This window comes from Mesorhizobium sp. M7A.F.Ca.CA.002.15.2.1 (assembly GCF_003998715.1).
Lineage (GTDB): Bacteria > Pseudomonadota > Alphaproteobacteria > Rhizobiales > Rhizobiaceae > Mesorhizobium > Mesorhizobium ciceri.
The window spans coordinates 1-10,170 of record NZ_RZPI01000129.1; the positions used below are offsets into that span (position 1 = coordinate 1).

At 64.1% G+C, this 10,170-nt stretch carries 9 protein-coding genes and 2 pseudogenes; 5 read left to right on the top strand and 6 right to left on the bottom strand.

Going from position 1 to position 10,170, the window contains the following annotated elements:
• Both ENZ74_RS10325 and ENZ74_RS35055 read right to left on the bottom strand, forming a co-directional pair.
• A partial coding sequence (locus tag ENZ74_RS10325; protein WP_164760991.1) for an FAD-dependent monooxygenase occupies positions 1 to 555 on the bottom strand: 555 nt, incomplete at its 3' end.
• Between the two features lie 63 nt (positions 556 to 618).
• Positions 619 to 735: pseudogene (locus ENZ74_RS35055) on the bottom strand (transcriptional regulator); the annotation flags it as partial.
• Between the two features lie 72 nt (positions 736 to 807).
• Here ENZ74_RS35055 and ENZ74_RS10330 point away from each other — a divergent pair.
• The 5 genes from ENZ74_RS10330 to ENZ74_RS10350 all read left to right on the top strand — a co-directional run bounded on the left by ENZ74_RS10330 (position 808) and on the right by ENZ74_RS10350 (position 5,857).
• The gene (locus tag ENZ74_RS10330) at positions 808 to 1,785 is read left to right on the top strand and encodes a GlxA family transcriptional regulator (protein ID WP_063168618.1); all 978 of its coding nucleotides are present in this window, start codon (positions 808 to 810) and stop codon (positions 1,783 to 1,785) included.
• Between the two features lie 230 nt (positions 1,786 to 2,015).
• Positions 2,016 to 2,876, top strand: a complete 861-nt coding sequence (locus ENZ74_RS10335) for a xanthine dehydrogenase family protein subunit M (RefSeq protein WP_063168619.1) — start codon at positions 2,016 to 2,018, stop codon at positions 2,874 to 2,876.
• Positions 2,876 to 3,352, top strand: a complete 477-nt coding sequence (locus ENZ74_RS10340; RefSeq protein ID WP_013530647.1) for a (2Fe-2S)-binding protein — start codon at positions 2,876 to 2,878, stop codon at positions 3,350 to 3,352. The genes ENZ74_RS10335 and ENZ74_RS10340 overlap by 1 nt, the downstream gene beginning before the upstream one ends.
• Position 3,353: 1 nt before the next feature.
• On the top strand, positions 3,354 to 5,624 hold the full coding sequence (locus ENZ74_RS10345; RefSeq protein WP_063168620.1) for a xanthine dehydrogenase family protein molybdopterin-binding subunit: 2,271 nt from the start codon (positions 3,354 to 3,356) through the stop codon (positions 5,622 to 5,624).
• The gene (locus ENZ74_RS10350) at positions 5,612 to 5,857 is read left to right on the top strand and encodes a MoaD/ThiS family protein (RefSeq protein WP_024501711.1); all 246 of its coding nucleotides are present in this window, start codon (positions 5,612 to 5,614) and stop codon (positions 5,855 to 5,857) included. Before ENZ74_RS10345 ends, ENZ74_RS10350 begins: the two co-directional genes overlap by 13 nt.
• A gap of 306 nt (positions 5,858 to 6,163) precedes the next feature.
• On the opposite strand, the gene ENZ74_RS10355 is transcribed toward ENZ74_RS10350, so the two are convergent.
• The 4 genes and pseudogenes from ENZ74_RS10355 to ENZ74_RS10370 form a co-directional block, all read right to left on the bottom strand.
• The gene (locus ENZ74_RS10355; protein ID WP_063168621.1) at positions 6,164 to 8,221 is read right to left on the bottom strand and encodes a TRAP transporter permease; all 2,058 of its coding nucleotides are present in this window, start codon (positions 8,219 to 8,221) and stop codon (positions 6,164 to 6,166) included.
• 86 nt (positions 8,222 to 8,307) lie between these two features.
• Positions 8,308 to 9,297, bottom strand: coding sequence for a TAXI family TRAP transporter solute-binding subunit (locus tag ENZ74_RS10360; RefSeq protein WP_024501713.1), 990 nt, complete (start codon positions 9,295 to 9,297; stop codon positions 8,308 to 8,310).
• Positions 9,298 to 9,548: 251 nt separating this feature from the next.
• A pseudogene (locus ENZ74_RS10365) lies at positions 9,549 to 9,733 on the bottom strand (ABC transporter permease); the annotation flags it as partial.
• 34 nt (positions 9,734 to 9,767) lie between these two features.
• Positions 9,768 to 10,124, bottom strand: a complete 357-nt coding sequence (locus tag ENZ74_RS10370) for a hypothetical protein (protein ID WP_024501714.1) — start codon at positions 10,122 to 10,124, stop codon at positions 9,768 to 9,770.
• Positions 10,125 to 10,170 lie beyond the last annotated feature (46 nt).

Here is a 10,170-nt window from a genome sequence, read left to right on the forward strand (position 1 = left end):
CCACAGCATCGGGCCGTTCCAGATCGGCGGCCCTTCTTCGGGATAGAGCACGGCCCTGACGGCGGAATGAATCCCGTCGGCGCCTATGAGCAGGTCGCCATGGGCCTCGCCGCGCGAGCCGTCATGCCGGCGGAAATGCGCCACGACCTCGCCCTCGTTCTGCTCGAAGGCATCGACACGGCTTGCCGTGCTGATGACGTCGCCGCCAAGCCTGTTCACCACGGCCCGGTGAATCAGCCCCAGCAGCCTGCCGCGATGAATGCTGATTTGCGGAACCTCATAGCCGGCATCGATGCCCCGCAATTCCTGCCATACGATCTGGCCGAAGCGGTTGGTGTAGACAAGCTCGCGTGTCCTCACCCCCTCCGCGTCGAGCGCCGGCATCAGCCCAAGCCCGGCCAGCGCCTTGACAGCGTGAGGCAGCATGTTGATGCCGACGCCAAGTTCGCGGATGTCGTCGGCCCGCTCGAAAAGTTCGACCTCGATGCCTGCCTCATGCAGGAACAGAGCAGTGGTGAGGCCGCCGATACCGGCCCCGGCGATCAATGCTTTCATCAGTCACTCCCTTGCCGTGAAAAGTCCCCCCGAGCCGGCCAGATGCCCGTCGACTTCGCGACGTCACGGCGATGCGCGTGGCCGGGGATATTCGAGTTGCATGGCGACGAGGTCTGCCGTGCGGGCACCATGGCGGGCAGCGATGGCGCGCAGCGTTTCGTCCAGGACTTTTGCCGGTCTCCAGATGGCTTGACGACGAGGCTACCGGCGTTAGGTTTCGTCCGAAATGACATAAATCGGGCGAATACTGCCATGCGCAGGCACGTTGCCGTCGTCGTTCACCCCGGTTTCCAGCTTCTGGATGCGGCCGGGCCGACAACCGTCTTCGAGATTGCGGAGCGCTGCCGCCCGGACAGCTATGAGTTGGTTTTGCTGTCGCCCGGCGGCGGCGACGTTGAAAGCTCCTCTGGCCTGAAGCTTCTCACCAGACCTCTGCGCGACGGCCCTTTCGACACCGTCATCGTATCGGGCGGCGAAATCATCCGTTCCATCGAGGCGATGGACGAGATCGTCGCCTGGTTGAGGCGCGTGCCGGCGCGGCGCACCACCAGCGTCTGCACCGGCGCGTACCTGCTGGCACGGGCGGGATTGCTCGACGGCCGCCGCGCCACCACGCACTGGGCCAGCAGTCACGACTTCCACCGCCGCTACCCGAAGGTCAGGCTGGATGCCGAGCGTATTTTCATCAGGGATGGCGACATCTGGACGTCGGCCGGCATCTCGGCCGGAATAGACCTGGCGCTTGCCCTCGTCGAAGATGACCTTGGCGCTGAAGTGGCGCGCCGCACCGCACAGCAGATAGTCATGCACCAGCGCCGGCCGGGCGGCCAGTCGCAATTCTCGGCCTTCGTCGAACTGGGCGGGCGAACCGGCCGCTTCGCCGCGCTGATCGAGTGGGTGCGGGCAAACCTGGCCGAACCGCTGACCGTCGAATGCCTGGCCGATCACGCGGCCATGAGTCCCCGCAACTTCGCCCGCGCCTTCACGTCCGAGACCGGCGTCACGCCGGCAAAGGCGGTAGAGCGCATGCGCCTCGATACGGCCCGCACGGCGATCGAGACCAGCCATCTCCCGCTTGAGCGCATCGCCGAAGCCGCCGGTTTTGGCGATCCCGGACGCATGCGGCGTGCCTTCCTGCGTACCCTTGGCCAGCCGCCGCAGGCGTTTCGGACGGCCGCCGAACACAGGGGGCTTCAGTGGGGCAGCCAAGCAGCGGCTCTGCCGGCTTAAACGCCGTTCCGGTCCAAAAGCGGACAAAACCGAATGAGCGCACTTGATCCAGACCGAAGTTTCACGAAAATCATTCCAAAGCCGGTTGCTGCCATTCAGTGCGCCACTTTCGGCCTGTTGGACTGGATATTGCGGCGCCTGGCCCAATCGCCGCAGACGACGAACCGGATAGCCATTATGAGGAGACTGTTTATAACGGTCGCTGAAATCGCGATGACCAAGGGGAGACGATGCGCTACATACGTCCGCTTTCAATAGAAGATGCCGTTGGCCAGTTGGCCGGGTCGGCTGGTACGGCCGCCATCCTCGCCGGAGGCAGCGACCTCCTGGTCAGGATGAAGGGCGGCTTTGCCGAACCAGAGTTGATCGTCGACATCAAGGCGATCGATGGCTTGAGCGAGATCCGGGAAACGGCTGAAGGCTTCAGCATCGGCGCCGCGGTCCCTTGCGCCGTCCTGGGAGAGAACACCGCCCTCAAGAAGGCATGGCCTGGTGTCGTCGAGGCGGCCAAGCTGATCGGCTCCAAGCAGGTGCAGGGCCGCTGCACCATCGTGGGCAATCTCTGCAACGCATCGCCGGCCGCCGACAGCGTGCCGGCGCTGGTTGCCGCCGGCGCCAGGGCAGTGGTCGTCGGGCCGGCGGGCCGGCGCACGATCCCCGTGCAGAGCGTGCCGACCGCGCCGGGCAAGACGTCGCTGGCCAAAGGCGAGATCATCGAGGCGATCCTGCTCGACAAGCGCGAGCCGCGGTCTGGCGATGCCTATCTGCGTTTCATTCCACGCACCGAGATGGACATCGCGGTGGTCAGCGCCGGGGTGAACCTGACGCTCGACGAGCACGGTGTCGTCAAATCGGCCCGCGTGGCGCTGGGCGCCGTGGCGGCGACGGTGCTTCTGGTCGAAGAGGCCGCGGAGGTGCTCGTCGGCTCCAGGCTGGAAGAGGCGACGCTGGAGCGGCTCGCCAAGGTCTGCGCGGGGGCCTGTCGTCCCATCGACGACAAGCGCGGCACTATCGAATTCAGACGAAAAGTTGCGGGTGTGCTGGCCCAGCGGGCCGCCACATCAGCCTATGCACGTGCAGGAGGCAAATGATGGCTGGAATTGCAGTTTCAACGACAATCAACGGCGATGCTGTCGAGTATCTGTGCCAGCCCGACGAGACGCTGCTCGACGTCCTGCGCGATCGGCTGGGGCTGACGGGCGCCAAGGAAGGCTGCGGCACCGGCGACTGCGGCGCCTGCTCGATCATCCTCGATGACCGGTTGGTGTGCTCATGCCTGGTGCTCGGCGCCGAGGCTGAAGGCCGTCGCGTCGAGACCATCGAGGGCATGGCGCATGGCGATACGCTGCACCCGCTGCAGCAGAAATTCCTCGAGCACGCCGCATTGCAATGCGGCATCTGCACTCCGGGCTTCCTGATCGCGGCCAAGGACCTCCTGGCCAAGAACCCCGACCCGACCGAGGAGGAAATCCGCTTCGGCCTTGCCGGGAACCTCTGCCGCTGCACCGGTTACGACAAGATCGTGCGCGCCGTCCAGGATGCGGCCATCGTGATGAAGGGAGCCTGAGATGAATTTCGATCCACGTTTTTCCGGACGTAAATTCGCCTCCGTCGGCACACGTCCGATCCGTCCCGACGGCATCGACAAGGTGACGGGCCGCGCGCGCTACGGCGCCGACTTCAACATGGCCGGCCAGCTGGTCGGGCGCGTTCTGAGAAGCCCGCACGCCCACGCCAGGATCGTCAAGATCGACACGTCGAAAGCGGAAAAGCTCGCCGGCGTCAAGGCGGTGATCACCGCGGCCGACCTGCCCGACCTCACCGATGGCGATGCCGCCATGTACGACGTCCTCGACAATTGCATGGCGCGCACGAAGGCGCTCTATGACGGCCACGCGGTGGCCGCGGTCGCCGCGATCGACGCCCGCACCGCCAGGCAGGCGCTGAAGCTCATCGAGATCGAGTACGAGCTTTTGTCGCACGTCACCGATGTCGACGAGGCGGCGAAGCACACGGCGCCCTTGATCAATGATGCCATCTTCACCGAGGGCCTTGAGGAAAAGCCGGTAAAACCCTCCAACGTCACCAAGCGCAGCCAGTTTGGCCATGGCGATGTCCATCAGGGTTTCGGGCACGCCGACTTCATCGTCGAGCGCTCCTTCAAGACCGAGCAGACGCACCAGGGCTATATCGAGCCGCATGCCTGCGTGGCGAATTTCAGCTCCGACGGCACCGCCGACCTCTGGGTGTGCACGCAGGGCCATTTCGTCTACCGCCAGCACTGCGCCCAGCTGCTTGGCATGGAAGCCTCGAAACTGCGCGTCACCTCCTCGGAGATCGGCGGCGGTTTTGGCGGCAAGACCCATGTCTGGGCCGAGCCGGTGGCGCTGGCGCTGTCGCGCAAGGCAGGACGGCCGGTGAAGCTGGTGATGACCCGCGACGAGGTGTTCCGCGCCTCGGGCCCGACCAGCGCCACCTCGATCGACGTCAAGATCGGCGCCCGCAAGGACGGCACCATCACCGCCGCCGAAGCGACGCTGCGCTACAGCTGCGGCCCGTATGCCGGCTCCTGGGCCGAGATCGGCGCCATGACCGCGTTCGCCTGCTACAAGCTCGATAACGTCAAGACGGTCGGCTACGAAGTGCTGGTCAACCGGCCGAAGACCGCGGCCTATCGCGCGCCTTCCGCACCCATGGCAGCCTTCGCGGTGGAAAGCGCCGTCGACGAGCTGGCCAAGAAGATCGGCATGGACCCGGTCGACTTCCGGATCAAAAACGCCGCGCAGGAAGGCACACGGTCCTCCTACGGTCCGGTCTACGGCCCGATCGGCATCGGCCCGACGCTCGAGGCGGTGAAGAGCCATCCGCACATGAAGGCGCCGCTGGGCAAGAACCAGGGCCGCGGCATGGCTTGCGGCTTCTGGTTCAACTTCGGCGGCCAGACCTGCACCGACCTCAACATCGGCATGGACGGCTCGGTCTCGCTTGCCGTCGGCACGGTCGACGTCGGTGGTTCGCGCGCGTCGCTGTCGCTGGTGGCGGCGGAGGAACTCGGCATCGACTATTCCCAGGTCAAGGCGATCGTCGCCGACACGTCCAGCCTCGGCTACAACGACATGACGGACGGCAGCCGCGGCACCTTCTCGTCTTCCATGGCAACGATCTCGGCCGCCCGCAATGCGATCAAGATCCTGCGCGAGCGCGCCGCGCAGATGTGGGACATTGCCGTCGACGACGTGGTCTGGGAGAAGGGCCACGCGATCGCCAAGGGCGAGAAGCACGGCAATCTCGGCAAGCTGTCGCTGAAGGAGATCGCGGTCGAGTCGGGCAAGACCGGCGGGCCGATCGCCGGCCACAGCGAGCTCGTCGCCGATGGCGCCGGCGTCTCCTTCGCCACCCATATCTGCGATATCGAGGTCGATCCCGATACCGGCGCCGCCAGGGTCATCCGCTACACGGTCGTGCAGGATGCCGGCAAGGCGGTGCACCCGACCTATGTCGAGGGCCAATACCAGGGTGGTGCCGCGCAAGGCATCGGCTGGGCGCTCAACGAGGAGTATATCTACGGCAAGGACGGGCGGCTGCAGAACGCCGGCTTCCTCGATTACCGCATCCCGGTCTGCTCGGACCTGCCGATGATCGACACCCAGATCCTCGAAATCCCCAACCCCAACCACCCTTACGGGGTGCGCGGCGTCGGCGAGACGTCGATCGTGCCGCCGCTGGCGGCGATCGCCAATGCGGTGTCGAATGCCGCGGGCGTGCGCATGACGCACATCCCGATGTCGCCGCCGCGCATCCTTGCCGCGATCGAGGCGGAACGGGAATGGTCGAAGTAACGCTCTGGGGCTCGCTCGCCGCGACCGCCGGAGGCAACAGCAAGGTCGAGATCGAGGCCAAGGACATAAGGGAGCTGTTCAGGAAGCTGGCTGAACAGTATCCCGGCCTCGAGCCCTTGATCGACAAGGGCATCGCCGTTGCGATCGACGGGACGATCTATCGCGATACGTGGTCGAAGAAGCTGCCGGAGGGGGCGGAGATTTTTCTGCTGCCGCGATTGGCGGGGGGATAGGCGGACACATGGCAGGGTAAAAGGTGCACTGTCACCGTAATTCCCGTAATTCTAAGAAGGCCAAAAACCGCTGTTGGATTCGACCGGGAGGAGGGTCTGATTTGCGCCCCATGCCGGTCATCGCCACGGCTCATCGCCTCTTCTCACGAGCGGACATCTTCGCGACTAGGCTGAAGCTCGCTCGGCGCCGAGAACCCGCAGCGGAATGTCATGGACTCGATGGTCGGCCCTCTCATCTTTCCGTCCGCCCACCGCATATGCGCGACGTCGAAAACCCCGGGAAGGATTGCGTTGGAGCGGCGCTGATCAGACTGGTTGCGCCTCTTCAGTGTGGCGTGCGTTCCAATGGCGCAGCAGGACCGGGACCAAAAGCGCCACGCCGAGTAGCGAGGAATAGAGTTCGGGTGCCACCAGAAGCAGGGCGGCGAACACGAGCAGCACGTTTTCCCATGGGCGTGTGCGCACCAGAAGATAGCGCGATAGCGCGGCGCCCAGGCAGGTGATGCCCAGCACGCAGCCGAAAAAGGCGAGGAAGAAGTTCGGCCAGGTGAAATCCTTCGTCACCAGCAGCAGGGACGGTGAGAAGACGAACACGAAAGGAACCAGTGCCTTACCCATCCCCAGCCGGAAGGCGGTGTTGCCGGTCTTGAACGGGTCCGCCCCCGCCATGCCAGCGGCGGCGTACGCCGCCAGCGCCACCGGTGGCGTGATGTCCGCCAGCACTCCGTAATAGAACACGAAGAAGTGAGCGACGATCGGCTCGGTGCCGAGCATGACAAGCGCCGGCGCCGCGATCGTCACCATAATGATGTAGTTCGCGGTCGTCGGGATGCCGCAGCCCATCAGGATGCAGACGACGCCAGTCATGATCAAGGTGAACAATAGGGTCAGGCCCTGGGCCGAGAAGATCGCCTCGGGGATGAAGGTGCCGAAGAGAAGGGAAAGGTGTCCGGCCGTCGATGTGACGATGTAGGACAGCTTGAAGCCCACTCCGGTCAGGGTGACGACGCCCACGACGATGCCGACGGTTGCGGCAGCGGCTCCGACTGCGAGCGCATATTTGGCGCCGTCGCGCAGACACGTCACGATGTCGGCGACCGACATGCGCCGGCGCGGATTGAGCAAGCCGACGAGAATACACAAGGTGATGCCCCAGAAGGCGGCCATGTAGGGCGTGTAGCCCGAGAGCAGCACGCCGATAAGAACGACGAGCGGGATGATCGTCGGCCAGTCCCGCTTCAGCGCCTCGACGACATCGGGCATCTCGTCCGGCCTGAGCCCCCTGAGGCCGGTTCGCTTGGCCTCGAAATGCACCTGCATGAACACGCCAAAGAAGTGCATGAAGGCGGGCACGATGGCGGCAAGGATGATGGTCGTGTAGGGCAGTTCGAGAAATTCGATCATCAGGAAGGCCGCTGCGCCCATGATCGGCGGCGTCACCTGACCGCCGGTCGAGGACGCCGCTTCCACCGCTGCGGCGAAATGTTTCTTGTAGCCGAGCTTGATCATCGCCGGGATGGTCAGCGAGCCGACGGTAACGGTGTTGGCGACCGACGAGCCGGAAATCATGCCGAACAGCGCCGAGCCGAAGATCGACACCTTGGCGGGACCCCCGGCGTAGCGGCCGGCGACCCACGCCGCACAGTCGAGGAAGAGCTGGCCGAGGCCAATGCGGGTGGCGAAGACGCCGAACAACACGAAGTGGAAGACGTAGGTGGCGACGACGCCGAGCGCGATGCCGTAGATGCCCTGCGTCGTCAGATAAAGGTGATCGATGAGCTGGGAGACGGACGCGCCGGGGTGCACCAGAATGCTCGGCATGTACCGCCCCAACAGCGCGTAGGCCATGAAGACGACGGCGATGATGGGCAGCGGGATGCCGACGGAGCGGCGCGTCGCCTCCAGCAGAAGCAGGATGAGGATAAGGCCGAACACCACGTCGAGCGCCGTGGGATTGCCGACGCGGAAGGCAAGGTCGTCGAGCGGGATCATAGGCACGTGCATGACGACGACGACCGCAGCGATCGCCAGCAGCCAGTCGAAAAGGGGTATGCCGAGCGGCCGCAGGAGGCTGGACCGCGCGGGCTGGTCGTAGCTTTTCTTCACCAGCGGGAAGACGAGGAAGATCAGCGCCAGCACCATCGACAGGTGGATGCCCCGGTGCAGCATTTCCTGCAGCAGGCCGAAACCGGCGGTGTAGTAGTGAAACAGTGACAGCGCCACCAGGAGGAAGCCGACCAGCCAGCCCGCGACACGGGTCAGTGGCCGGAAGCGGATTTCGGAGTCGAATTTCTCCTCCAGTTCGCGAGCGCTCTCCTCATCGAACTCCATTGCGGAAAGCTTGATCTTGTCGTCATCGCTCATGGCCGGTTCCGTGTCCTGAATTTCCAGACAAAAGAGGCGGAAAGCATCCCTTCCGCCTCGTTGTTGTCAGCCGGTCCAAATGCCTCTTATTTCAGGGTGCCGACTTCCTTGTAGAATTTCTCTGCGCCGGGATGAAACGGAATGCCAGCGCTGGTAACCGCGTTCTGGAGCGTGATCAGCTTGCCCTTGGCGTGGCCTGCCTGCAGGGCCTTTTGGGTTTCGTCGCTGTAAAGCGACTTGACGATCTTGTAGACGAGGTCGTCGGTCTGCTTGGCGCTGGTCACCCATTGAGCGGCGACGGAAATGGTCTTGGTTTCGCCGACATTTTTGTAGGTGCCTTCCGGCACGGTATCGGTGGAGAAGAACTTCTGCTCGGACAGCAGCTTGTCGGCCTCGGGGCCGGTGATCGGCACCAGCGTGATGTTGTTGGTGGTGGCAAGCTCAACGATTGCGCCGGTCGGATAACCACCGACGAAGAAATAAGCGTCCATGGCGCCATCCTGCAGCCGCTCTCCGGCCGGGCCAGGCTTGAGATATTCGGGCTGCACGTCCTTTTCAGCCAGACCGTAAGCGCCAAGCACAAGTCGCGCATCGACGATGGTGCCGGAGCCCGGCTCGTCAAGAGAGACGCGTTTGCCCTTGAGATCCGCCACCGACTTAATGCCGGCGTCGGCACGCGCGACCAAATGGATCGTCTCGGGATAAAGCGTCGCGATGAGGCGCAGGTCGTCAACCTTGGGCTTGCCCTCATAGAGGCCGGTGCCCGAATGCGCCCAGTAGGCGACGTCGGATTGCGTGAAGCCCGATTCGGACGCGCCCGACTGGATGGCGCTGATGTTGGCCACCGAACCGTTGGAGGACGTGGCGGTGGCGACCAAGCCTTCGACGCCGGCCGCCCCGGTTGCCGAGATGGCGTTGGCGATCAGGCCGCCCACCGGATAGTAGGTACCGGACGTTCCGCCCGTGCCGATGCGGAAAAACGCCTGCTGCGCGCGTGCCGGCGAAAATCCGGCCGCAGCCAAAGCCAGAGCGCCCGCGCCTATGGAAAAGGTGCGGCGGTTGATCGAAATAGTCATGCTACCTCCCAGTCTAAAAACCGGCAGGATGTTGCAGCGGCCAAGGTGTTGTCAACCTGTACACGCTTTTTGAGAGCGGATCGGTCCTCGCGGGCTGGCCGTGGCGCATCCTCAATAGGTGCAAATTTTGAAGAAGCACCAAAATTCGATCTGAGCCTTTATCATTGGTTGAACGGCAGTAGTTCGCATCCTTGCGCCAAAGCTGCCTGTCTGAATTCGGCCCAAAAGCAGCCATTCACCTCAACCCGCCCCTATCTCTCCTCCACAATCCTCAAATAAACCGCCGTCACGAACAGCACGATCAGCCCGACAAGATCCGCCTTGCCCCTTCCGGCATCTGCAGGATCGTCAGCACGGTCAGGATCAGGGCGCCGAGGATGGTGCCGGTGTAGACACCGCGGCCGCCGAAGATCGAGGTGCCGCCAATGACGGCGGCCACCCCGGCGCCTTCTGCCGGAAGGCGCGGCAGGCTATGGATACTTGGTCGGCGGTACGGCAGGGTTCAAATCGCCCTGCAGTTCCTTCGGCAGCGGCAGGCTTGAGCATTGCAGGTGCACTTCGCGGGCGAACAGCTTTCGTTGCTTCTGCTCATGCTCCTTGATGGCTGCGACGAGCCCCATCGAGTATGGACCAAGCAGGACGCCGAAACCCCATCCCGGATGCTCTTTCTCGCGAGCCTCGTAATCCGAAGCCGCCCTGCGGGCCTGCTGGCATGCCGGGGAGGCCCATTTCTGGTCCTGCTGCGAAAGCGACGCCTCATAGTCGACCGGGGAGGTCGCGCACCCAGCCACTGCCGCAGTCAATGCGAGGCAGATTGCGTTTCTCATCCGAAGCCTCTCCTAAGCCTTGTGAAGGGCCTGCATAGACCTGTTC

What these genes read in the sequence shown, in the direction of transcription:
- ENZ74_RS10330 (WP_063168618.1), top strand. Translation starts at nt 808, where the DNA reads ATGCGCAGGCACGTTGCCGTCGTCGTTCACCCCGGTTTCCAGCTTCTG.
- ENZ74_RS10335 (WP_063168619.1), top strand. Translation starts at nt 2,016, where the DNA reads ATGCGCTACATACGTCCGCTTTCAATAGAAGATGCCGTTGGCCAGTTG.
- ENZ74_RS10340 (WP_013530647.1), top strand. Translation starts at nt 2,876, where the DNA reads ATGGCTGGAATTGCAGTTTCAACGACAATCAACGGCGATGCTGTCGAG.
- ENZ74_RS10345 (WP_063168620.1), top strand. Translation starts at nt 3,354, where the DNA reads ATGAATTTCGATCCACGTTTTTCCGGACGTAAATTCGCCTCCGTCGGC.
- ENZ74_RS10350 (WP_024501711.1), top strand. Translation starts at nt 5,612, where the DNA reads ATGGTCGAAGTAACGCTCTGGGGCTCGCTCGCCGCGACCGCCGGAGGC.
- ENZ74_RS10355 (WP_063168621.1), bottom strand. Translation starts at nt 8,221, where the DNA reads ATGAGCGATGACGACAAGATCAAGCTTTCCGCAATGGAGTTCGATGAG.
- ENZ74_RS10360 (WP_024501713.1), bottom strand. Translation starts at nt 9,297, where the DNA reads ATGACTATTTCGATCAACCGCCGCACCTTTTCCATAGGCGCGGGCGCT.
- ENZ74_RS10370 (WP_024501714.1), bottom strand. Translation starts at nt 10,124, where the DNA reads ATGAGAAACGCAATCTGCCTCGCATTGACTGCGGCAGTGGCTGGGTGC.